Source organism: Longispora sp. NPDC051575 (genome assembly GCF_040681875.1).
Classification (GTDB): domain Bacteria; phylum Actinomycetota; class Actinomycetes; order Mycobacteriales; family Micromonosporaceae; genus Longispora.
This window is the reverse complement of sequence record NZ_JBFAZP010000002.1, coordinates 813,406-834,983: the sequence shown is the minus strand read 5'-3', so window position 1 is coordinate 834,983 and position 21,578 is coordinate 813,406. Positions and strand designations below refer to the sequence as shown.

Here is a 21,578-nt window from a genome sequence, read left to right as displayed (position 1 = left end):
AGCTCCACTGTGGAACCCTCGATCGACGATCGTGACTGCGTGTCAGTGCACCGCCCCGGACGGTTCCTGGCAGGGCTGCGGAAATGCACGAGACTGCGTGGTACGCGCCCCTTGGTCAATCTCCGGCCAAGGGCGGCGCGGCATGTGCTTCCTGGACGGCGGCGGGGACGTCCCTACCGCACGCCGCCAGCGAAGAAGGAGACGGCGACTAGTCACATATTGCTCCTTTGCCGCTCATGACAGCTTCGTTACCGGCAACCCCAAAGGGTTGCATTCCACTGTGAAGTTCCACACAGCACACTAAAGTGTGCATTTGCTATCGTCGATCCATTGCCCGCGCGGCATGAACTCCGGCGTCGTCCGGCCCCGGGGTGAAACCTCACGGAAAGGAACGGGGACATGAAGAAGAAGGTTCTTGGCGCCGTCGCCGTCGCCGTCATGCTGGGGCCCGTCCTGGCGGCCAGCCCGGCTCACGCGACCGGACCTGTCGTGAAGGTCTGGAGCGGAACCAGCTGGTCAGGTACCTCCGCATGGCTGTACACGGGCGAGGACAACTACTGCACGTCCGTCGGTGCGTGGAACGACGGAATCCGGTCCGCTCGCACGGAGAGCAGCGGCACGGTGGAGCTGTGGGAGCACATCAACTGCACCGGCTACTCCATCACCGTCGACAGCAGCGGCTACAGCAACATCGGCCCCTGGGTCAGCGCCATCAAATCCCACAGCTAGCACCCGGCGAAGCTGGCGGACGCCCCCGCACCGGGCCGGTGCGGGGGCGTCGTGGCGTTCGGTCGGCGGCGGGCGGTCGGCTCGCTCCTCGGCTCCCGGAACGGAAGCCGGCCCTTGAGGACTATCGCTCGCCAGAGTCACGGTAACGGTGATCGCCGTTCCCGCGGCCCTCGTCGACCGGGCCACCAACCAGGACGGCGGGTGCGCCCGGGCATGGGGTGGTCGGCTCCGAGGCGGTCTTCCCGTCCTGCCGTCACCCGCGTAACAGCGGCAGCACCCGCCTGCCGAGCAGATCCACGCCCCGTGCGGGGCGGAGCCCGTGCGGGGTGCCGAACTCGACCCGCGACGCCCCCGCGTCGAACACCGCCGCCGCCTGGGCCGCGACCTGATCCGGCGTACCGGAGAACGCGAACAGGTCGAGCAGGTCGTCGCCGATCGAAGCTCCGGCCGCCGCGTGCTCGCCCCGGGCGACATGCCCCTGGATCCGGGCCAGCAGTTCCGGGTCCAGGTCCACGGTCGGGTCCAGGGCGGCGACGACGGCCAGGTACATGGCCACCTCGGTGCGGGCCAGCCGGCGGGCCGCCGCCCCGTCGGTGTCCACGACCGTGACCGCGCCGAGCACCACGCCCACGTCGGCCGGGTCCCGGCCGGCCGCCGTCGCGTCGGCGTCCACCCATGCGCGCATCGTCGCGGCCATCGCCGGGTTGGCGGACCCGCCGACCTTGACCTCCGAGCCCACCGTCGCGGCCAGTCCGGCGGCACGCCGGCCCCACGTGCCGATCAGCACGGGCACGGTCGGCCGGTGCGGGGCGTAGCGCAGGGCGGTGCCGGGCGCGAGGCTGACCTCCGCGCCCGAGTAGCCGGAGTCGTCCCCGGCGAGCAGCATGTTCACCACATCGATCGTCTCGGCCAACCGGCGTAGGGGGCGCGACTGGGCGACCCCGACCTGGCCCAGCCAGGTGCCCCGGGCCAGGCCCAGGTAGGCCCGGCCGTGCGAGGCGAGGTCGAGGGCCGCGACCTGTCCGGCGATCTCCACCGGATGCATCGTGTACGGGTTGACGCACGCGGCCCCGAGCCGGATCCGCCGCGTGTGCCGGGCGGCGATCAGCAGCGGGAAGATCGGCGGCTGGTACATCAGGTCGCCGAACACCGACAGCACGTCGAAGCCGTGACTCTCGGCCGCCTCGGCGAGCGCGGCGTACTCGTCGGCGGACTTGTCGGACTGCAACCCGATCCCCACCAGCCGCCCGGTCACGTCAGCTCCCCGGTGGGGATGGCCCGCCGGCCGGTCCGGTCGATCCGCATCACGAGCCGTTCCTCCGGGTCGGGGCAGGCCACGTGGGAATCGGACTCCAGCCAGTCGCCGGCCGGCAGCGCGCGCTGCTTGGCGGGCAGCAGCGGCAGGCACGCGGCGAGGGCGTACAGGCAGAAGTGTCCGCCGGGTGGCAGGCTGAGCCGGCTGGACTCGGTGAGGTCGATGTGGTCGCCGACCTTCATGCCGCACACGGAGCGGCCCTCGATGCGTTCGACGACGACCCGCAGGTCGTACAGCTCTGTGACCGGTCCGTCGTTCACCGCGACTCCTCGGCGTGGTGGTGCACGATCCGCCAGCCGGACCCGTCGCGCCGGAACACGTCGGTCACCCGGAACAGGGTGTCGGGCCGGCCGGCGTACGCGGCGCGCAGCACGTACCGGGCGAGCCCGGTGTCGTCCCACTCCTCGATAAGGAGGTCTTCGGGGGCGACCGAGACGGGCGGCACGGCGTCGACGGCCGGGGCCCGGCGGTCGCGCAGCGCGTCGAGGTCGGCGAGGCCGCGCAACAGGTCCGGTGCGTCGGTCTCCCACATGGTGAGGTCGGGGTGCAGGTGGGCGTCGAAGGCGGGCCGGTCGCCCAGCGCCCGGTAGAGGGCGTGCACGGTGTCGGCGATGGTGGGTTCGGTCATCGGGGGGTACCCACTTCCGGGAGGTCGGCGAGGCTGGCGCGCAGCGGGTCGAGCCCCATCGGACCGAGTCGCAGCGCCGCCATGTGGAACGTCCTGAGGTCGAACGCGGCCCCGTCGCGGACCTCGGCGTCGTGCCGGGCCCGCCGCCACAGCCGGGCGCCGACCTTGAAGGCGAGGGCCTGTCCGGGCCAACCCAGGTAGCGGTCCACCTCGAACCGGGCGGTGGAGGCGTCGAGGCCGGCGGTGGACTGCAGGAACGCGACCGCCAGTTCCGGGGTCCACCGGGTGGCGAGGGTGAAGCCGTTGGCGGCAGGGATCGGCAGGTCCAGGTGCAGTCCGAGGTCGATGACGATGCGGCACGCCCGCCACATCTGGCCGCAGAGCATGCCGAGCCGTTCGGCCGGGCCCTCGTAGAGGTCCAGTTCGTCGGCGAGCCGCTCGGCGTAGTGCGCCCAGCCCTCGGCGTAGCCGTGCACGTGGCAGAGGGTGCGCTGCCAGGGGTGCAGGGCCGTCGTGCCCAAGGTGATCGCGTGCTGGAGGTGGTGGCCGGGGAGCCCTTCGTGGAACAGGGTGCCGACGTGCTGCCAGACGGGGACGGTGTCCTGCCCCGCGGGCACGGGCCACCAGATGCCGCCGGGGCGGGTCAGGCCGGCGTCGGGTGGCGTGTAGTACATGACGCCGGAGGAAGCCGGGCTCAGGTGGCAGTCGACGCGGCGGGTGGCCGCCGGGATGTCGAAGTGCGTGCCGTCCAGGGCGTCGGTCACCCGGTCCACCCGCTCCTGGAGCCAGCCCGCCAACGGCGCACCGACCGGTACCCGCCACCGGGGGTCGGCGTCGAGCGCCGCCAGCGCGGACGCCACGCTGCCGTGCCCGAGTTCCTCGGCGACGGCCCGCATCTCCCGGGCCGTGTGGTTCAACTCCTCCCAGCCATAGGCGTACAGATCGTCGAGGTCCACCTCCGCGCCGAGGAAACTGCCCGCCGTCACGGTGTACAGCTCCCGGCCGACCCCGTCGACGGTGGTGGCGTGCGGGGCCAGTTCCTCGCGCAGGAACGCGACGAACCCGATGGTCGCGGCGCCGGCCCGCTCGGCCCCCGTGGCCAGCCGGTCGGCGTGCGGACCGCCGTGGTGACCGGCGATCAGCCGGCCGTAGAAGTCGTCGTGCGCGATCCACGTGGTGCACTGGTCGGCGACGGCCAGCACCTGCCGGCGGGCGACGAGCTGTCCCCGGTCGGCCGAGCGGCGCAGCGTCTCGGTGTACTGCCCGAGAGCCGCCGCGACCCCTTCCAGGTGCTCCGCGACGACCGCCCAATCGCCGTCGCTGCCGCGTGGCAGCGTGTCGAACACCTGCCGTACCAGGTGCACCGGCGTGGCCAGCGGCGCGAGCAGCCGGGTGGTGAACCCGGCGTCGTGGAGGGCGGTGTCGCTGCGCAGCCGTTCGGTGAACGCGGCGGCCAGGGGCCGCTCCCCGGCGGCGTGGGCGCTGGCGGTCCCGGCGGCCCGCAGGGTGGCACGGTCGAGGTCGGCGCGCGCGTCGAAGCCGGCGGGGGACAGGTCGGGGAACCGGGACCTCGGCGTCCGGCCGAGGGTGTCGGCCGCGTCCGGGTCGAGGAGCGCCCGGGCCTCGAGGTAGGCGTCGGCGACCCCGGTGATCGTGTTCACCGGGTCAGGCCGGTGTCGTCGCGGTACACGGTGCCGCCCTTCATCACGACGTGCAGGGTGCGCAGCGCCGACACCGAGCGGGTCGGGTCGTCGCGCAGGACCAGCAGGTCCGCGTGCCGGCCGGCGGTGAGGGTGCCGAGGGTGTCGGTGGCCTCCAACCACTCGGTGGGCCGCACCGTGGCGGCCTTCAGCGCGTCGGCGACGGGCAGGCCGGCGTCGACCATGAACTCCAGTTCCCGCACGGTCGCGGTGGTCTCGTCGTAGCGGGCGTGCGGGGGCATGTCGCTGCCGAGGGCGAGGGGTACCCCGTTGCGGATCGCGTGCTGCAGGCTCTCCCAGTGCCGTGGGCCGGCGGCCAGTGCCCGGTCCATCAGCCAGCCGGGGACGCCGGAGTCGCGGAAGAACTGCTCGCACCGGCTGACCACGATGGTCGGCACGTACCAGACGCCCCGCTCCGCCATCAGCCTCGTCAGGTCGTCGGTCAGCTCGTAGCCGTGTTCGACGCAGTCCAGGCCCAGCTCCACGGCGCGGCGGATCGAGTCGGCCGGCCCCGCGTGCGCGGTGACCTTGCGGCCCCAGTCGTGGGCGACCCGCAGCACGGCGGCCATCTCCTCGTCGAGGAGCTGCGGGGTGTCGATGGACTCGTGTTCGCCGGCGATGCCCCCGGAGATGCAGACCTTGATCAGGTCCGCGCCGGCCCGCAACTGCTGACGGGTCAACCGCAGGAAACCGTCCGCCCCGTCGGCCTCCAACGCGTCGGCGTCCCAGCCGTGCCCGCCGGTGCAGCACAGGGCGTGCCCGGCGGTGAAGATGCGCGGCCCGTCCACGGCACCCCGGTCGATGGCCTTGCGCAGGGCGAAGTCCGCGTACCGGCTCTCGCCGACCAGCCGGACGGTGGTGACCCCGGCCCGCAGGGTGCGTCGGGCCGAGTCGGCCATCAGCAGCACGAGTTCGGCCTGGTCGGCGCCCCGCACCTCGGCGGCGAAGTCCCCGGGCAGCCCGAGGGACAGGTGCACGTGCATGTTCGTCAGGCCCGGCATGACGTGCTGCCCGCCGAGGTCGACGACGCGGACCCCGCGGGCCTCGGCGAGCACGTCGTCCACGGGGCCGACGGCGCGGATCACGCCGTCCGGGCCGATCCACAGGCCCCGGTCGGGTTGGCTGTGGTCGGACACGCCGTCGTACAGGGACAGGTTGACGAGGACCTGCTCGGTGCGCGGGTTCATGCTCCTCCTCCGGCTACGGCCGCGGCCGGGGCCACGGTGGGATCGGTGAGCCAGCACGCGGCCGTGCGGCCCTCACCGAGGTCGACGGTCGGCGGCTGGGTGTGGCAGGCGTCGAAGGCGTGCGCGCACCGGGGCCGGAACCGGCAGCCGGCGGGCGCGTTCGACGGGTCGGGCACCTCCCCGGCGAGGGTCTTCGGCAGCCGCGGTTCGGCGGAGATCCGGGGTACCGCGTCGATCAGCGCCCGGGTGTACGGGTGTCGGGGTGCCCGCCACAGTTCCCGGGTCGGCGCGGTCTCCACGATCCTTCCGAGGTACATCACGGCGGTCACGTCCGCGATCTCGTGCACGAGGGCCAGGTCGTGGGAGATGAACAGCATCCCCATGTCGAGTTCGTGGACGAGTTCCACGAGCAGGTTGACGACCTGGGCCTGCGAGGACGCGTCGAGCGCGGTGACCGGCTCGTCGGCGATGATCATGCGCGGTTCGGGGGCCAGGGCCCGGGCGATCGCGATCCGCTGCCGTTGCCCGCCGGAGAACTGGTGCGGGTACCGTGCGGCGGTGGCGGCCGGCAGCCCCACCCGGTCGAGCAGTTCGACGACCCGGCGCCCGGGGTCGGTGACCGCCACGGGCAGTCCGTCGCGGAGCTGCTCGCCGACGGTGCGGCGCGGGTTCAGCGAGGCGTACGGGTTCTGGAACACCATCTGCAGCCCCACCTCCGTCGCGGCCCGCCGCCGCCAGCCCAGCGGCGTCACCGGCGCTCCGGCGAACCGCACGGCCCCCGCGCTGGGCGGCGCGAGCCCGACCGCGACCCGGGCCAGGGACGACTTCCCGCAGCCGGACTCGCCGACCAGGCCGACGACCTGGCCGGCCTCGACGGTCACGCTCACCCCGCTGACGGCCCGCACGGGCGCCCGGCCCCGGGGCTTGTACTCGACGTGCACGTCCTCGATCTCCAACAGTGTCACGCGACGACCTCCAGTTCGGGGCGGATCACGCAGGCGGCGGCGCGGTCCTCGCCGGACGGCGACAGCGGCGGCACGGCCACCCGGCACTCGTCGGCGACGTGTGCGCACCGGTCCTGGAAGGCACAGCCGACCGGGGCCTCACCGGGTGCCGGCGGCCCGCCGGGGATCGGCCGGAGCGTGCCCGAGGCCTGCGCGCCGTGCGGCCGGGCCCCCAGCAGCGCCGACGTGTACGGGTGCCGGGGCCGGGTGAGCAGCGCCCCGGTCGGGCCGGTCTCCACGACGCGGCCGGCGTAGAGCACGTAGCTGCGGGTGGTCAGCGCGCTCAGTACCCCCAGGTCGTGGGTGATGAACGCGACGGCCAGCCCGGTCTCGACCCGCAGCCGGTCCAGGAGCGCGAGGATGCCGGCCTGCACCGTGACGTCGAGGGCCGTGGTCGGCTCGTCGGCGATCAGGAGCCGGGGCTCGGCCGCCAGGGCGATGGCGATCGCCGCCCGTTGGCGCATGCCGCCGGAGAACTGGTGCGGGTAGGCCCGCAGCGCCCGTTCCGGGTCGGGGATCCGCACCTGTTCGAGGAGGCCGACGGCGCGCCGGTCGGCCTCCTTGCGGCCGAGGCACAGGTGGAACCGCATGTGCTCGGTGAGCTGCCGGCCGATGGTGAGCATCGGGTGCAGTGCGGCGCTGGGGTCCTGGAACACCATGGCGATGCCCGCGCCCCGGACCCGCTGCCAGCCCCGCCGGTCGAGCCCGATCAGCTCGGTACCGTCGAACCGGGCCGAGCCCGTCACGGCCGCGCCGGTGGGCAGCAGGCCCAGCAGGGTCTGCGCGGTGAGACTCTTGCCGCAGCCGCTCTCCCCGGCGATGCCGACGAGTTCGCCCTCCGCGACGGTCAGGGAAACGTCGTGCAGGATCGGCAGCGGGCCGCGCGGGCCGGGCAGGGTCACGGCCAGGTTCTCGACGTCGAGCAGTGCCATGTCAGCGTCCCTTCGCGTAACGGGGGTCGATCCGGTCGCGCAGCGCGTCGCCGAGGATGTTGAACGCCAGCACGACGGTGAGGATCGCCAGGCCCGGGAACACGCTCACCCACCACATGGACAGGTCCTGCGAGCCGAGCGCGACCATCGACCCCCACTCGGCGGCCGGCGGGCGCGGACCGAGGCCCAGGAACGACAGGGCGGCCAGCATCAGCACGGCGTTGCCGAGTTCCAGGGTGGCCAGCACGATCGCGGGGCCGACGCTGTTGGGCAGCACGTCCTTGCGCAGCGCGCGCACCGGTCCGACGCCCAGCAGCCGCGCGGCGTTGAGGTAGTCCTCGCCCCGCATGGTCAGCACGGCGCCCCGGATCACCCGGGCGTACACCGGCCAGGAGACGATGACCAGGGCCAGGACCGCGTTACGGGTACTCGGCCCGAACGCCGCCGTCACCGCCATCGCGAGGATGATCTGCGGGAACGCGAACACCAGGTCGGTCAGGCGCATCAGGGTCTCGTCGACGAACCGGCCGACGTATCCGGCGAGGAGGCCGAGCGTGCCGCCGACCAGCAGTGCGAGCGCCACGATGGCGATCGCGAGCGGGATGGACAGCTGCGCGCCGTACACGACCCGGCTGAACACGTCACGGCCCAGGGAGTCGGTGCCGAACCAGTGCGACCCCGACGGGGGTACGTAGGTGTCGGCGCTCTGGGCGAGCGGGTCGTACGGCGCGACGAGCGGGGCCAGGACCGCCAGCAGTAGCCAGACGACCAGGATCGCCAGGGCCGCGGCGGCGACGGGCTGCCGCCAGATCGGTCGGCCGCCGTCGCCCCGGAGCCGGCGCAGCCAGCTCCGCCGGCCGAGCGCCCGGGTCACCTTGCGGTCCTCTGTTGCGGTGGGGATCGTCACGACAGCCGGATCCTCGGGTCGATGAGGCCGTACAGCAGGTCGACGGTGAGGTTGACCATTGTGTAGACCAGTGCCACGAACAGGCTGACGCCGAGGATCGCGGGCAGGTCCAGCGCGGTGGCGCTGCGGAACGCGTACTGGCCGAGGCCCGGCCAGCCGAAGATGTTCTCCACCAGCACCGTGCCCGACAGCAGCGACGCGAACGCCAGGCCCGACACGGTGATGACGGGGACGAGCCCGGCGCGCAGCAGGTGCCTGCGCAGGACGGTCCGGCCGGGCAGCCCCTTGGCGTAGGCGGCCCGGATGTAGTCCTGCTGCAGGACCTCCAACATCGAGGACCGGACGAACCGCACCAGCATGGCCACGGTCAGGCAGGTCAGGACGAGGACGGGCAGCAGCAGGTGCTGGGCGGCGTCCCAGGCGACGTCCCACTGCCCGGCGAGGGCCGCGTCGACGGTGTACATGCCGGTGGTCGTGGGCGGCGGGCTGAAGTCCGTGGACAACCGGCCGCCGCTGGGCGCGATCCCCAGTTTGTAGAAGAACACGTACAGCACGACGAGGGACAGCCAGAACGGCGGCGCCGACAGCCCCAGCAGCGCGCCGATCCGCACCAGCTGGTCGGTGATCCTGCCGTTGCGGACGGCGGCCAGCATGCCGATGCCGGTGCCGAGCAGCAGGGCCAGCACCATGGTCGGGATCGCCAGTTCCATGGTGGCCGGCACGTAGTGCCCGAGGTCGGCCATCACGGCCCGGCCGGTCTGCTGGGAGGTGCCGAGATCGCCGTGCAGCAGGTTGCCGAGGTAGTGCAGGTACTGCTGGTACACCGGCTGGTCCAGGCCCCACTTCTCGCGGAACGCGGCCACGGCGGCCGGGTCGTTGAGGGCCTGGTCGGACAGGTTCGCCGTGACCGGGTCTCCCGGCACGACCTGCACCAGCCCGAATGTCACGATCGTGACCCCGAGCAGCAGTCCGACGGTGATCAGGAGCTTCTTGGCCAGGAAACGCAGCAGCAGGTGCTGGTTCCGGGGCCGCGACGCGGTCGGGGCGACCGCGTCGGGTCCGGCCTGTCGCACGGCGGCCACCTACTTGCGGCCGATCGCTGCGACGTCGACCTGCCAGCCGGCGGGGGTGTAGTCCGCGCCGGTCAGGGAAGGGGTCGCCACCACCATGCCGGAGTTGTTGGCCACGACGATGTACGGCGAGTGCGCGTTCATCTGCCGCTGCCAGTCCTGCATCGCCGCCGCCCGGGCGGCCAGGTCCAGGGTGCCGGTGACCTTGGCCCCGGCGGCGACGACGCCCGGGTCGGCCCGGTCCACGGTCCAGCCGGCCCGCAGCGCGGTGGCCTGGCCGGGGGCCATGTTGTTGATCAGGGAGTCGGCGACGGGGTAGTTCAGGCTCTGCGGGGTGAAGCCCATCGCGGACTTCCCGGACCGCATGTCGTCGAGGAACGTGGTCAGCGGCTGCGGGTTGAGCTCCAGCTTGATGCCGGCCTCGGACGCGTCACTCTGGATCTTGGTGGCGACGGTGCCCAGGTCCACGCCCCGGTAGGTGATCGCCGGGTAGCTGAACTTGAGTGCGGGACTGGTCAGACCCGCCTCGGTGAGCAGTGACTTCGCCTTGGGGACGTCGCGCCTGGACGCCTCGGATTCCGGCAGCGCGCCGGGGAAGCCGGGGGCGACGAGCCCGGCGGGGTTGCCGGCGCCCTTGCCGTACAGGGCCGCGATGCCCGCGTAGTCGATCGCCGAGCGCAGCGCCTGGTTGAACTTCGGGTTCGAGCTGACCGGGGACACGGCCGGGTCGGCGTTGAGGTACAGGAAGTACACGGTGTCCTGCACGCCCGACGTCCGCAGGGTGGCGGGCAGGCCGTCGAGGAGTTTGCCGGAGATGTCCAGGGAGACCTCGGTGCCCTCGGCGCGCGACATGGTCAGCTTCTGGGTCTGCACGTCCATGTTGCGGAGTACGACCCGGCCGAACGCGGGCTTCGTCCCCCAGTACCGGGGGTTGGCCTCCAGGACGACCTGCGAGTTGGGTTCGTAGGACTTCAGCACGTACGGGCCGGAGCCGGCGGACGCCCCGTCGAGGTACTGCTGGGCGGTGTCGGCCTTGGCCGCGTCGTCCCCGGCGCTGGCGCCGTGTTCCTTCGCGACCTTCGAGTTCAGGATCCCGGTGGCGGGCATGGCCAGCACGGTCGGCACGTTCGGGTCGGCGGTCGCGGAGGTGACCACGACGGTGCGCTCGTCGGTCCTGGCGGCGGTCAGCCCGTTGACCATCACGGCGGGGCTGCCCTTGACGTTGCGCAGCCGGTTGAGGGAGAACACCACGTCGTCGGCCGTCAGGGGAGTGCCGTCGGCGAAGGTGACCCCCTTGCGCAGCGTGAACGTGAACGTCTTCGCGTCGGGCGAGGCGGTGTAGGACTCGGCGAGCGCGGGAACGGGTCTGCTGACGTCGGAGCCCTTGAACGTGACGAGGGTGTCGTAGAGGGCGTGCACGGCGGTGAGGCCGGTCGCCTCGTACACCCGGCCGGGGTCGAGGGTCTTGAGCACGAAGGACGTGTTGACCGTCAGGGTCTTCGAGTTCCCGCTGGCGCCGTCACCGCCGCCGGTCGTGCAGGCTGCTGCGGTGGAGGCGACGGCCAGCGCGGCGAACGCGAGGGCTCCGCCACGGGTGCGGCGTGCGGTGATCGACATGCTGCTCCTACCTTCTGTCGGGACCGGCCGGGGGAGCGGGTCCACCAGGTACTGCGGCGTCCCGGTTCCGGTCCGGGGTCCTGGGGACCGGGGACGCCGGGAGGCGCTGGGGTGTTCGCCCGGACTTTCCCTGTGGCCCCACCACGGGTTGGATGGGGCGGACACAGCACGGTCGTCCGAGTTGTCATTGCCACGGCATGTTTAGTGGAAATGGCTTTCCAGGGCTCCGTGTTTGACCATACTAGACACGGCCGTGTAGCTTAGTCAAACAAGTTCAGCCTGACTGATCAGAACGAGGATCCGATGCTCGGAGAACGACTCCGCGAACTACGTCAGCGCCACAACCTGACGCTGCGTCAGCTCGCCATCGCGGCGGATGTCTCGCCCGCCCTGCTGAGTCAGATCGAGAACGCCGCGACCGACCCGAGCCTGGCGACCCTGCGCAAACTCGCCCAGGTGTTCGACACCTCCATCGCCGAACTGTTCTCCGAACCGGACGCGCCGGCCGTCCACGTCAGTCGCCCCGGCTCGCGCAGCCGGCTCGCGGCCCCGCCCGGCCAGATCTCCTACGACCGGCTCACCCCCGGCCGTGGCGACCTGGAGGTGCTCCAGGCCGACCTCGCGCCCGGCGACGCCAGTTCCGCCGAGCCGTGGTCGCACCCGTCCACGGAGTGCGCGATCGTGCTGGCCGGCACGGTCGTCGCCGAGATCGACGGAGAGAGGCACGTGATCGAGACCGGAGAGGCGGTCACCTTCGACTCCCGGTTGCCGCACCGATACCTCAACGCCAGCGGTGCGCCGGCCCGCCTCCTCATCGCGGTGACCCCGCCGACCCCCTGACCCGACCCCGCTCCCCGCACGTCAGCCCGCGTCCGGCACGCGGGCCGCCCCACCCTGCCCGCGCAACCCGGAAAGGCCCGCACATGGACCGCCACAGCGTCGACTGGCACGGCTACATCCCCGCCGTCACCACCCCGTTCACGGCGACCGGCGACCTGGACCTCGACAGTTGGCGGACCCAGCTCGACTGGCTGGCCGCCGAGCGGATGCACGGCATCGTCGTCGGCGGCACCACCGGCGAGTGGTTCAGCTGGAGCGAACAGGAACGCGCGGACCTGTTCCGCACCGCCGTCGCACAGGTCGGTCGCACCATGACCGTCCTCGGCGGCTGCAACGCCTACACCCCGGCCGAGGCGATCCGGCACGCCGAGGCCGCCCGCGCCGCCGGGATGCACGGCATCCTGCTCACCCCGCCGCCCTACGTGGTCCCGACCCGCGCCGAGACCGTCGCCTTCTACCGCGCCGTGTCCGACGCCGTGCCGATCCCGATCTGCGTGTACAACTGGCCGCGCGGCACCGGCGTCGACCTCGACCCGGAACTGCTCGGCGAACTCGCCGACCTCGAACACGTCGTGGCCGTCAAGAACTCCACCCCCGACTTCGGCGCGTTCGTCCGGGGCCTGGTCGCGCTGCACGGCCGGGTCCGGTACTTCGGCGTCCCCACCGACGAGACCGGCATCGCGCTGCTGACCCGGATCGGCGGCGACGGGCTGATGGGCGCGGGCGGACTGCTCGGCGCCGACCACCCCGACTTCTTCCGCGCCGTGGCCGACGGCGACCTCGACCGGGCCCGCACGCTCGGCGCCCGCGACCGGGTACTGATGAACAGCTGGTTCGGCCCCGACTACGGCGCGAAGTTCGGCAACGCGCAGGCCATCCTGAAGTACGCGCTGACCCTGCGCGGGGTGCCCGCGGGCCACGTCCGCGCGCCCCTGCTGCCCCTGACCGCCGGGGAACAGGCCCGGGTCCGCGCCACCGTCGCCGAGCTCGACCTGATCTGATGGCGCACTACGACACGGCGGTCATCGGCGGCGGACTGCTCGGCTGCGCGACGGCCTGGCACCTCGCCCGGGCCGGCACCCGGGTACTCCTGGTCGAGAAGGACCAGCTCAACCGGCACGCCTCGGGCCAGAACGCCGGCAGTCTGCACTTCCAACTCGAGTACCGGATGGTCGAGCACGGCGACGCCGCCGCCCGCCTGGCGGCCCGAGCGCTACCCCTGCACCTCGACGCGATGCGCGCCTGGTCCACCGTCGAGGCCGAACTCGGCGAACCCTGCGGGGTCGCCCGGCACGGCGGGCTGATGCTCGCCGAGACCCCGGCCCAGGTCGCCGCGCTCGACCGCAAGGCCGCCCTCGAAAGCCGCTACGGGCTCCCGGTCGACGTCGTGTCGGGTCGGGACCTGCGCGTCCTGGCCCCGTACCTGTCGACCGACGTCCTCGCGGCGGGCTTCGCCCCAGGGGAGGGCAAGGCCAATCCCCGGCTGGTCACCCCCGCCTACGCCCGGGCCGCGACCCGCCTCGGCGCCGAGATCCGTACCGGGCACCGCGTCACGTCCCTCGACCGGCACGCTGGCCGGTGGCGGCTCGGCGCGGACGGGGCGGTCGACACGGCGGACACCGTCGTCCTCGCCGCCGGCGTGTGGACCACCGAGGTGGCGGCCATGGCCGACGTGCGGCTGCCCGCGTTCCCCGTCGGACTGACCATGAGCGCCACAGCCCGTACCGGTCCGCTGCTCCCGCACCTGATCCAGCACGTCGGCCGCCGGCTGTCCATGAAGCAGACCGAGGACGGCAACGTCCTGATCGGCGGCGGCTGGCCCGCCAAGCTGGTCACCCGCGCCGGCCGGGTCGACCTGGACGTCAACCCCGAGCTGCGCTACGAATCCCTGGCCGGCAACGCCGCCGCCGCCCGGGTCGTACCCGCCGTCTGCGACCTTCCCGTGATCCGGACCTGGACGGGGATGACCACCCTCACCCCCGACCAGTTGCCGCTCCTGGGGGCCGTGCCCCGCCGCCCCGGCATGTACGTGGCCACCGGCGGCTCCGCGTTCACCCTCGGCCCGACGTACGCCCGGCTGCTCGCCGAGATCCTGCTGACCGGCCGCGCCGGGCTGCCCGTCGACGACTGCTCCCCGGAGCGGTTTGGAGCGCTGAACTTTGCCTGACACCCCCACGTCCACGCCCGTGTCCGGCCCCGGCCCGACTCCCGCGCTCCACCAGGCGGGCCCCGCCGCCGGGGTCCCGGCTCCCGGTGGCACCCGGGTGCCGCTGGCCACCCGCACGGGCATGGAGCTGCCGGTCCCCGTGACCATCGACGTCGACGGCGTGCCGGTCACCGCCTACCCCGGCGAGTCGCTCGCCTCGGCGCTGCTCGCCGCCGGCCAGCGCGCGGTGCGCACCACCACGTCAGGGGTCCGCCGCGCCCCGTACTGCAACATGGGGGTCTGCTTCGAGTGCGTCGTCACCGTCGACGGCGTGCCCTACCAGCGGACGTGCCTGGTCCGGGTGACCGCCGGCATGCGGGTCCGCACCTCGGTGCCCCGATGAGGCCCGACGTCGTGGTCGTCGGAGCGGGGCCCGCCGGACTCGCCGCCACCGCGACCCTGAGCCGGCACGGGGCCACGGTCGTCGTCGTGGACGAGCAGGAACGGCCCGGCGGCCAGATCTACCGACAGCCGCCTGCCGGCTTCACCCGCCCCGGTGGGATGGCCAAGGCGGGCCGGGCACTGCTCGACGCGGCGCACGCCGCCCCCGGAGTGTCCTGGCTGCCCGACACGACCGCCTGGGGGGTGTTCGGCACCCGGGCCGGCCTCGACCCGTACGCCGGCGGAGAACCCCCACCCGGACGGATGCGCGTCGCCACCCACGGCCCGGCGGGCGGCCGGATCCTGGAACCCCGCGCACTGCTGCTCACGGCCGGCGCCTACGACCTGCCGGTCCCCTTCCCCGGCTGGACCCTGCCCGGCGTACTCACGGCCGGCGGGGTCCAGGCCTTCGTCAAGGCCCAGGGCCTCCTGCCCGGCCGGCGGTTCGTCCTCGCCGGTGGACACCCCCTCCTGCTGGTCGTGGCGGACCAGCTCCTCCGGGCCGGCGCGGACGTCGCCGAGGTGGCGTTCAGCCAACGCCCGCGCGACCTGATCCCCGGCCCGGCCGGGCTGCTCGCGGCCCTCGGCAATGCCGGCAAGGTCGCCGAGGGGGTCGCCGCACTGCGCAACCTGCGCCGGGCCGGCGTGCCGATCCGCTTCGGCACCGTGGTGCGCCGCGCCACCGGCGATCCCGACCTGCGGTCGGTGACCCTCGTGGACCTGACGAACGCGGGGCCGAACGGGCCGGAACGCGAGATCGCGTGCGACACCCTGGCCGTCGGCTACGGCTTCGTGCCCTCCACCGAACTCGCCCGGCAGGCCGGCTGCGCCGTGCGCTGGGACCCGCCGGCCGGCGGCTGGGTCGTCCGGCACGACGACTGGCTGCGCAGCTCCGTGCCCGGCATCGCCGTCGCGGGCGAACTGACCGGCGTCGCGGGCGCCGAACAGGCGGAGGTCGAGGGTCGCCTCGCGGCACTCGGGACGGTCCTCGACCTCGGACTCCTCCCCGCCAGGGAGGTGGCGGAGCACGCCCGGCCGGTGCGCCGGGTGCTCGCCCGGCGACGACACTTCGTCTCCGGGGTCCTCGACCGGTTCGCCCCCGACCTCCCGGCGCTCGGCGCGCTGGTCACCGACGACACGGTGCTGTGCCGGTGCGAGGAGGTCCGGGCCGGTGACATCCGCCGGGCCGTCGCCGAGCACCCGCACCTGGGCACCGCCAACGCCGTCAAACTCGTGACCCGGGCCGGGATGGGACTGTGCCAGGGCAGGTCGTGCGCGCCGGGCGTCTGCCAGCTCCTGGCCACCCTCACCGGGCGGACACCGGAGGAGATCGGAACGTTCACCGCCCAGGCGCCGGTGAAGCCGCTACCGCTGTCGGCGCTGGCGGCCGGAACCGACGACCCGACCATCTGTTCCTGACCGCGGGACCTACCGGCCTCCAGGGCCGAGGGAAGGCATCGCGAGGCAGAAAGTGATAGACATCTATCCAATGTGGACGGCGGAACGCTACGCTCTCCTCTCCCTATGAGAGGAAGACCGATGACCGTACCCACGTTCGTCCGCCGAGCCGTCGCGCTGGCCGTGACCGCGACGGCGGCGACAGTGCTCCTCGGCCAGGCCCCGGCCTCTGCCGGCCTCAAGTTGGAGAACGGCGTGTTCCCCACCCTCCAGTGGTGCGAGGACAACAGGGTGTTCTCCGATGACGGCATGAAGTTCCTCGGCCCCTGCGAGTACAAGGACAAGCCGGGCACCGAAAGCGACGGCTGGTACTTCTGGTCCTACTACTAGGCGCCTCGGGGGTCGGTGGTCCAGGCGGGCGGCGTCGGTGACGATGTCGCGGCCGGCTTCGTCGGCGAGCACGTCCTGCCCGCGGACAGTGCGATGACCGCCCACACAGCGCAGCCGGAGCCGATGGGTGACAGGTGTGCCTGGCCAGGGGCTCGCGTCCGGCGTCGAGACCCGGGCCGGCCCTGCCGGGTGCGAACACAAAGGGGCCTGGCCAGGTCGCCGGCCGGCGCCGGTTCACCGGAGCCGGCGGCGGCCGAGCTGCAGCTGGGCCCGCAGCACCTGACGCGGGCGCAGTGGTGGCGTCGGCAGCGGGTGGGCCGCGGTGGCCCGGTACCCGTCGAGGGTGAGAGCCAGGTAGCGCCGCCAGGCCGACGGGTCGATGGCGAAGGTGGCCTCGCTGACCCGGGACAGCGCCCAGACGATGAACGCCAGGTCCTCCGCGGTGACGTCGGCACGCAGGCTGCCCTCCGACTGGGCCCGCTCGACGATCCGCCGGCCGAGGTCGTAGGCGCGCTTGCGGGCGGCCTCGATGCCCGCGTGCGGGAACCGCATCGACGCGATGTCGTTGAAGGCCAGGTCCCCGGCCTGCAACTCGCAGGTCCGCTCGAGGAAGAACACCAGCCCGTCCCAGGCCGGCTCCATCACCACCGCGGCCTCGGCGGCCTTGATCCAGGCGCGCTTCTTGTCCGCGATGACGGCCGCGACCAGGTCCATCCGGGTCGGGAAGTGCCGGTACAGCGTGCCGATCGCCACCTCCGCGCGGCGGGCGACCCCCTCCAGCGGGGCATTGAGGCCGTCCTCCGCGAACGCGGTCTGCGCGGCGGCCAGCAGTGCGGCCCGGTTCCGGCGCGCGTCCTGACGAAGAGGCCCTGCGGGGGCCCTGCGGGTTGCCATGCGCCGCAGCATATATCCGGAGGGCAGCCTCCGATTAGGCCCTTTAAGTCGAGGGCAGCCTCATCTTAAAGTGTAAAAGTGCCGGTCCAACCCATTGCGAGCGTTCGTCGAACGAGCCTAGCCTTGCATCGATCCAAAGAGTTCCGCCGTGCCGCGACGGGGACGGTAAGCCGTGTCCCGGTGCGAAGGGGAGTTGTATTGCGGGTTTGCGCCGGATCCGCTGTGGATCTGTAGCACCCGATAGCAGAGTCGGCGGCGGCCCGTCACCGAACGGTGTGCCGCAGCGCTGCTGCGACCAGTAGGAGGAGAATTCGATGTCGCGCTATGACTGGGGCCAGACCCACCCGGGGATCGAACGCCTCGAGAAGGCCGTGGACGAAGCCCGCGCCCGGGTCGTGGCCCACCCGATGTACCGCACTCTGGACAACCACGACGCGATCGTGACGTTCATGGAGCACCACGTCTTCGCCGTCTGGGACTTCATGTCCCTGCTGAAGTCGCTCCAGATCAACCTGACCTGCGTGTCCGTGCCGTGGCTGCCCACGTCGCACCGGGCCAGCCGGCACCTGATCAACGACATCGTCACCGTCGAGGAGAGCGACGAGCTCGGCGACGGGTACATCAGCCACTTCGAGTTGTACGTCAACGGCATGCACGAGGCCGGCGCCGACACGACCGCGATCGACTCCCTGATCTCGTTGCTGCGTTCCGGGAAGCCGGTCCGCGAGGCGCTCGTCGAGGCCGGCACCCCGGCCCCGTCGCTGGCGTTCGCGAACGCGACGTTCACGTTCATCGAGACCCAGCCGATCCACTGCCAGGCCGCCGCGTTCGCGTTCGGCCGCGAGGACCTGATCCCGGACATGTTCCAGCAGGTCGTGGCCGTCAACGAGCGGGACAACAAGCTCAACACGTTCGTGGACTACCTGGAGCGGCACATCGAGGTCGACGGGGAGAAGCACACCCCGATGGCCATGCAGATGCTCGCCGACCTGTGCGGCGACGACGAGCAGAAGTGGCAGGACTGCGCCGACACCGTCAACGCGGCACTCGACGCCCGCGTCGCGCTGTGGGACGGCATTCTCGCGGCCATCAAGGCGTAGACGGCAGCCCGGGCTTCCGGGTCGCTGTTCGGTGCTTCCGAGCCGGGGTGGCTGCCGGAGGCCTTCGATGGCGCACACGAGCGGATGGCGATCCTCGTCGCCGTGAACGAGGAGAGTGGTAGGGGACAGGGAGCTTCCCTGTCCCCTCTGCTGCATCAGCGACGACCTGCTGTGCGGCGCAGCAACCCGACAGACGGTCGCCTGTGTAAGAAGCTGATCCTCCACCAACTCCGCAGACCGGCCGGCGATTCCGCCAACCCCAACCACCTCGACATCGGGTACTGCGGCGAATGTCCGCACGAAACCGAGCACGTCCATCGGAACATCGTCGACAACGGCGAGCCGGATCGTAGTTGCGTCATCGCCCCAGAAGGCGTGCCGTGCTCACGGCGGCAACTGTCGCGATTCCGCCATTCAGCTGTACCCGTTGTACCTGCCCCGTGCGGGCAGCTGAAATTCGAAGACCCCGACGACGCCGTCTACGAGCTGGGACACGGCCTCGGCCTCCCACGGCACGTCCGGCAGCCAGGGGGGTGGCTCCGTGCCGGGGTCGAGCCCCGGCCACCGCCACAGCGCGAAGCGGGACGCGACCGCCGCCGACAGCAGTTCGGGCGGTTCAGCCGGCGAGTACTCCACCGAGCGGGCGGCCCGGAGTTCCCGACCTTGTCGGGTCGGTCCGGTGCGGCCGTGCAGGGTCGACAGGAAGATCCACCCGATCCCGGCCACGAAGCCGATCGCGCACCAGGTCAGCACATCCGGGTGACCGGACGTCAGCCACACAAACCAGCCGTCCACGGCCAGCACGACGACCACGATGGCGGCAAGCACCCACCGCGGCGTGCGGGCCAGCTCCCCGCGCAGCAGCAACACTCCCCGCATCCGGGCGCGCAGCTCCGAACCCCGGTAGGCGAGGTCGAACCTGTGCAGCGGCACCTCCCTCCGCCCGTGGTCCTCGTCGCCGAACACCGCCTCCAGCACCATCACGTCGCCGGAGGACAGCGCCAGGTCGCTCCGGCGCGCCGGCCCCTCGACGGCGACGACGATCTGACTCTCCCCGTCCACGCGCAACGTGAGCACGCCCCGCTCGGCCAGCGACAGGACCTGCGCGGCCAGGGTCCGCGCCTCGACTTCGTGGGGGGACGCGAGAACCGCGTCGAGAATGTAGTCCGGCACGACAACTCCCGAGGGGCTCCACCGCCCGGCAGGGCGGCCCGGCTGTCCGTTCATGGTCGCGCGTCGACGCGGCAGGCACATGTCGGGCGTCTACCCGACAGCGGCCAAGGAGGGACGCAACCGAGCCGGTACCCAGGACGAACAGGCCAAGTTGTTTCACGTAGTGGCGCCCGTCCCGAGTACCCATCAGCGCGTTTTTGTCGGGTGAACACCTGACAAGTCATGGCAGGGCATGGTTGGCAGCATGGACAACGCCGCCCTGTGGGCGCAGTCCGGCAGGCGGCCCTCGAGGCGTACGTCGGCCCGCCGTCCCGCGACGGGCCGTCCGTCCGGGCCTCGCCCATTCGGTCCGGCGCTCTGGAGGGCGTATGTCTGTTCTGTCTCGTTCGCGGCGGTGGTCCCGGTGGGCCGTCGGTGTGGTGGTCGCACTCAGCGCTCTGGCGGTGACGGCGTCGCCCGCGCTGGCTTCCGCCCCGAACGTGGTGCGGCTGTCGGGTACCAGTTATCCGAACACGTCGAGCACCCCCACGGTGGTGCGCGCGGAGTTCGCCGGGGCCGTCGCGATCGCCTCCGGGTACGACTTCATGATCGCGCTGATGCCCGACGGCACGCTGAGGTCCAGCGGGGTCAACGGTCACGGCCAGCTCGGGGACGGCACGTACGAGACCCGGTACACGCCGGTGACCGTGAAGAAGGTGACCGGGGTGGTGGCCATCGCCGCGGGCGAGGACTACGCGATCGCGTTGCTCGGCAACGGCCAGCTGCGGGTGTGGGGCAACAGCCTCCAGGGCCAGCTGGGCACCGTGGGCGTGAAGTTCCCGACGCCGGTGAAGTACACCCTGGCGCAGCCGGCCCGTTCCGTCGCGATCGGTGACGACCACGTCCTCGTCTCGCTGGCCGACGGCACGGTGGTCGGCTGGGGCGACAACTACTGGGGGCAGCTGGGCAACGGTTCCTCTTACCAGTGGCCGCGGGTCGTGACCCCGGTGGTGGCGACCGGGCTCACCGGGGTGACCTCCGTGGCCGCCGGTCGCCATTACAGCGTGGCTCGCCGGTCCGACGGCACGGTCTGGCATTGGGGCTGGCAGTCGGGCACCTCCCAGCCGATCCTCACCACGCCGACCCCGGTCCCGGGCCTGACCGGCGCGACCTCGGTGAGTGCCGGCGCTGACTTCGCCGTGGTGCTGCTCGCCGACGGCACGGTGTGGACCTGGGGCGACAACTACAGCGGCGAACTCGGCGACGGCACCACCACCGACCAGAATCTGCCGGTACCCGTCCTGGGCCTGACCGGCGTCACCCGGATCGCCTCCGGCGACGTCCACACCCTGGCTCTGCGGGCCGACGGCAGCGTCTGGGGCTGGGGCTACAACCACTACTACGCCCTGGGCGGCGGCACCCGGGACCTCTGGAACCTCGCGGCCCCGATCAACGCGCTGCCGACCAGCGGGGCCCTGGCGATCTCCGCCGACCGCGACATCAGCATGTTCACCTCCACCAGCTGATCCGGGACGTACCGCCGCCGCGTCGCGATCCACGGGAGGTCCGACAGCCAACGGCCCGGGCGGCCTCGCGCCGCCCGGGCCCGCCTACGTGCCGTCGACGGTGTCCCTTGGCCACCTAGGGGTAAGGGGCGCCGTCGGCGCGGGCCTGGACACGGGCATCGTGCCCTGCGGCTGGCGGGAACAGCCGGACCTGGTGGTGTTGGACGACCAACTGCCGCCGGGGCATCAACCGGGCCGCCGCAATCGCCGCCGAGAGTGTCCGCACGACCTGGACCGATGTCATCTGCCCGACCTGCCACGCAGCCCTGTCGCCGCGCGACCGCGATCACGCGATGCCTACTCCTGAGCAGGCCAACTGCGGCGACTGCGACTCCGAGTACCTCGACCAGGTCGTGATCTCTGCGTCAGACCGGGAGTTCGATCGTTACCGCGAGCAGTGGCGCGAGACCCAGGACAAGATCCGGCACGCGCAGGCGGAGTCGACGAGGCGCGCCCACCAGGGCCTGGTGCGGGTAGCCCTGCGCGGGTGAGGATGACAGCTCCTCACCCTGCGCTGGCCACCCGGCCCGCGACCCGGTGGCGGGCCGGGTTGCGGTGCCTGG

22 protein-coding genes are annotated in these 21,578 nt (G+C 72.4%); 10 read left to right on the top strand and 12 right to left on the bottom strand.

Translation table 11 applies throughout. The features are described 5' to 3' along the window. Positions 1–399: 399 nt before the first annotated feature. Positions 400–729, top strand: a complete 330-nt coding sequence (locus tag AB0M43_RS07455) for a hypothetical protein (protein ID WP_363722030.1) — start codon at positions 400–402, stop codon at positions 727–729. A 253-nt stretch (positions 730–982) separates the two neighbouring features. Here AB0M43_RS07455 and AB0M43_RS07450 read toward each other — a convergent pair whose 3' ends face one another. The 10 genes from AB0M43_RS07450 to AB0M43_RS07405 are packed head-to-tail and all read right to left on the bottom strand — an operon-like array spanning position 983 to position 11,089. Further along, entirely contained in the window at positions 983–1,984 is a 1,002-nt protein-coding gene (locus tag AB0M43_RS07450; RefSeq protein WP_363722029.1) for an LLM class flavin-dependent oxidoreductase, read from the bottom strand. Beyond that, complete coding sequence (locus AB0M43_RS07445) at positions 1,981–2,304, bottom strand: TIGR04076 family protein (RefSeq protein ID WP_363722027.1); 324 nt, start codon at positions 2,302–2,304, stop codon at positions 1,981–1,983. The genes AB0M43_RS07450 and AB0M43_RS07445 overlap by 4 nt, the downstream gene beginning before the upstream one ends. Beyond that, complete coding sequence (locus AB0M43_RS07440; RefSeq protein WP_363722026.1) at positions 2,301–2,672, bottom strand: nuclear transport factor 2 family protein; 372 nt, start codon at positions 2,670–2,672, stop codon at positions 2,301–2,303. Before AB0M43_RS07440 ends, AB0M43_RS07445 begins: the two co-directional genes overlap by 4 nt. Then, entirely contained in the window at positions 2,669–4,333 is a 1,665-nt protein-coding gene (locus tag AB0M43_RS07435; RefSeq protein ID WP_363722024.1) for a DUF885 domain-containing protein, read from the bottom strand. The genes AB0M43_RS07440 and AB0M43_RS07435 overlap by 4 nt, the downstream gene beginning before the upstream one ends. Continuing rightward, the gene (locus tag AB0M43_RS07430) at positions 4,330–5,559 is read right to left on the bottom strand and encodes an amidohydrolase family protein (RefSeq protein ID WP_363722023.1); all 1,230 of its coding nucleotides are present in this window, start codon (positions 5,557–5,559) and stop codon (positions 4,330–4,332) included. The genes AB0M43_RS07435 and AB0M43_RS07430 overlap by 4 nt, the downstream gene beginning before the upstream one ends. Continuing rightward, positions 5,556–6,524, bottom strand: a complete 969-nt coding sequence (locus AB0M43_RS07425; protein WP_363722022.1) for an ABC transporter ATP-binding protein — start codon at positions 6,522–6,524, stop codon at positions 5,556–5,558. The genes AB0M43_RS07430 and AB0M43_RS07425 overlap by 4 nt, the downstream gene beginning before the upstream one ends. Next, the gene (locus tag AB0M43_RS07420) at positions 6,521–7,495 is read right to left on the bottom strand and encodes an ABC transporter ATP-binding protein (RefSeq protein ID WP_363722021.1); all 975 of its coding nucleotides are present in this window, start codon (positions 7,493–7,495) and stop codon (positions 6,521–6,523) included. Before AB0M43_RS07420 ends, AB0M43_RS07425 begins: the two co-directional genes overlap by 4 nt. 1 nt (position 7,496) lies before the next feature. Then, entirely contained in the window at positions 7,497–8,402 is a 906-nt protein-coding gene (locus tag AB0M43_RS07415; protein ID WP_363722020.1) for an ABC transporter permease, read from the bottom strand. After that, positions 8,399–9,475, bottom strand: coding sequence for an ABC transporter permease (locus AB0M43_RS07410; RefSeq protein WP_363722019.1), 1,077 nt, complete (start codon positions 9,473–9,475; stop codon positions 8,399–8,401). The genes AB0M43_RS07415 and AB0M43_RS07410 overlap by 4 nt, the downstream gene beginning before the upstream one ends. Positions 9,476–9,484: 9 nt before the next feature. Continuing rightward, the gene (locus tag AB0M43_RS07405) at positions 9,485–11,089 is read right to left on the bottom strand and encodes an ABC transporter substrate-binding protein (protein ID WP_363722018.1); all 1,605 of its coding nucleotides are present in this window, start codon (positions 11,087–11,089) and stop codon (positions 9,485–9,487) included. A gap of 303 nt (positions 11,090–11,392) precedes the next feature. Between AB0M43_RS07405 and AB0M43_RS07400 the strand changes: the two genes are divergently transcribed. From AB0M43_RS07400 to AB0M43_RS07375, 6 genes are all read left to right on the top strand, one after another. After that, on the top strand, positions 11,393–11,929 hold the full coding sequence (locus tag AB0M43_RS07400; protein WP_363722017.1) for a cupin domain-containing protein: 537 nt from the start codon (positions 11,393–11,395) through the stop codon (positions 11,927–11,929). An 83-nt stretch (positions 11,930–12,012) separates the two neighbouring features. Next, complete coding sequence (locus AB0M43_RS07395) at positions 12,013–12,930, top strand: dihydrodipicolinate synthase family protein (protein ID WP_363722016.1); 918 nt, start codon at positions 12,013–12,015, stop codon at positions 12,928–12,930. Continuing rightward, positions 12,930–14,096: an FAD-dependent oxidoreductase gene (locus AB0M43_RS07390; RefSeq protein ID WP_363722015.1), complete on the top strand. Its 1,167-nt coding sequence runs from the start codon at positions 12,930–12,932 to the stop codon at positions 14,094–14,096. Before AB0M43_RS07395 ends, AB0M43_RS07390 begins: the two co-directional genes overlap by 1 nt. Further along, positions 14,089–14,478 (top strand): 2Fe-2S iron-sulfur cluster-binding protein, encoded by a 390-nt coding sequence (locus tag AB0M43_RS07385; protein ID WP_363722013.1) that lies wholly within the window; start codon positions 14,089–14,091, stop codon positions 14,476–14,478. Before AB0M43_RS07390 ends, AB0M43_RS07385 begins: the two co-directional genes overlap by 8 nt. After that, positions 14,475–15,935: an FAD-dependent oxidoreductase gene (locus tag AB0M43_RS07380; RefSeq protein WP_363722011.1), complete on the top strand. Its 1,461-nt coding sequence runs from the start codon at positions 14,475–14,477 to the stop codon at positions 15,933–15,935. The genes AB0M43_RS07385 and AB0M43_RS07380 overlap by 4 nt, the downstream gene beginning before the upstream one ends. A gap of 120 nt (positions 15,936–16,055) precedes the next feature. Then, positions 16,056–16,304, top strand: coding sequence for a hypothetical protein (locus AB0M43_RS07375; RefSeq protein ID WP_363722009.1), 249 nt, complete (start codon positions 16,056–16,058; stop codon positions 16,302–16,304). Positions 16,305–16,538: 234 nt separating this feature from the next. Here AB0M43_RS07375 and AB0M43_RS07370 read toward each other — a convergent pair whose 3' ends face one another. Further along, on the bottom strand, positions 16,539–17,198 hold the full coding sequence (locus tag AB0M43_RS07370) for a TetR family transcriptional regulator (protein ID WP_363722008.1): 660 nt from the start codon (positions 17,196–17,198) through the stop codon (positions 16,539–16,541). Between the two features lie 314 nt (positions 17,199–17,512). Between AB0M43_RS07370 and AB0M43_RS07365 the strand changes: the two genes are divergently transcribed. Continuing rightward, positions 17,513–18,298: a DUF3050 domain-containing protein gene (locus AB0M43_RS07365; RefSeq protein WP_363722006.1), complete on the top strand. Its 786-nt coding sequence runs from the start codon at positions 17,513–17,515 to the stop codon at positions 18,296–18,298. A 414-nt stretch (positions 18,299–18,712) separates the two neighbouring features. On the opposite strand, the gene AB0M43_RS07360 is transcribed toward AB0M43_RS07365, so the two are convergent. Continuing rightward, a complete protein-coding gene (locus tag AB0M43_RS07360; RefSeq protein WP_363722004.1) occupies positions 18,713–19,471 on the bottom strand; it encodes a hypothetical protein in 759 nt (252 codons plus the stop codon). Between the two features lie 368 nt (positions 19,472–19,839). On the opposite strand from AB0M43_RS07360, the gene AB0M43_RS07355 reads away from it, so the two are divergent. Beyond that, positions 19,840–20,976 (top strand): hypothetical protein, encoded by a 1,137-nt coding sequence (locus AB0M43_RS07355; protein ID WP_363722002.1) that lies wholly within the window; start codon positions 19,840–19,842, stop codon positions 20,974–20,976. Between the two features lie 332 nt (positions 20,977–21,308). After that, on the top strand, positions 21,309–21,506 hold the full coding sequence (locus tag AB0M43_RS07350) for a hypothetical protein (RefSeq protein ID WP_363722000.1): 198 nt from the start codon (positions 21,309–21,311) through the stop codon (positions 21,504–21,506). Positions 21,507–21,578 lie beyond the last annotated feature (72 nt).

Bases quoted from the DNA above. Each gene is read 5' to 3' on its own strand.
- AB0M43_RS07455 (WP_363722030.1), top strand. From the start codon at position 400: ATGAAGAAGAAGGTTCTTGGCGCCGTCGCCGTCGCCGTCATGCTGGGG.
- AB0M43_RS07440 (WP_363722026.1), bottom strand. From the start codon at position 2,672: ATGACCGAACCCACCATCGCCGACACCGTGCACGCCCTCTACCGGGCG.
- AB0M43_RS07430 (WP_363722023.1), bottom strand. From the start codon at position 5,559: ATGAACCCGCGCACCGAGCAGGTCCTCGTCAACCTGTCCCTGTACGAC.
- AB0M43_RS07420 (WP_363722021.1), bottom strand. From the start codon at position 7,495: ATGGCACTGCTCGACGTCGAGAACCTGGCCGTGACCCTGCCCGGCCCG.
- AB0M43_RS07405 (WP_363722018.1), bottom strand. From the start codon at position 11,089: ATGTCGATCACCGCACGCCGCACCCGTGGCGGAGCCCTCGCGTTCGCC.
- AB0M43_RS07400 (WP_363722017.1), top strand. From the start codon at position 11,393: ATGCTCGGAGAACGACTCCGCGAACTACGTCAGCGCCACAACCTGACG.
- AB0M43_RS07395 (WP_363722016.1), top strand. From the start codon at position 12,013: ATGGACCGCCACAGCGTCGACTGGCACGGCTACATCCCCGCCGTCACC.
- AB0M43_RS07390 (WP_363722015.1), top strand. From the start codon at position 12,930: ATGGCGCACTACGACACGGCGGTCATCGGCGGCGGACTGCTCGGCTGC.
- AB0M43_RS07380 (WP_363722011.1), top strand. From the start codon at position 14,475: ATGAGGCCCGACGTCGTGGTCGTCGGAGCGGGGCCCGCCGGACTCGCC.
- AB0M43_RS07375 (WP_363722009.1), top strand. From the start codon at position 16,056: ATGACCGTACCCACGTTCGTCCGCCGAGCCGTCGCGCTGGCCGTGACC.
- AB0M43_RS07370 (WP_363722008.1), bottom strand. From the start codon at position 17,198: ATGGCAACCCGCAGGGCCCCCGCAGGGCCTCTTCGTCAGGACGCGCGC.
- AB0M43_RS07365 (WP_363722006.1), top strand. From the start codon at position 17,513: ATGTCGCGCTATGACTGGGGCCAGACCCACCCGGGGATCGAACGCCTC.
- AB0M43_RS07355 (WP_363722002.1), top strand. From the start codon at position 19,840: ATGTCTGTTCTGTCTCGTTCGCGGCGGTGGTCCCGGTGGGCCGTCGGT.
- AB0M43_RS07350 (WP_363722000.1), top strand. From the start codon at position 21,309: ATGCCTACTCCTGAGCAGGCCAACTGCGGCGACTGCGACTCCGAGTAC.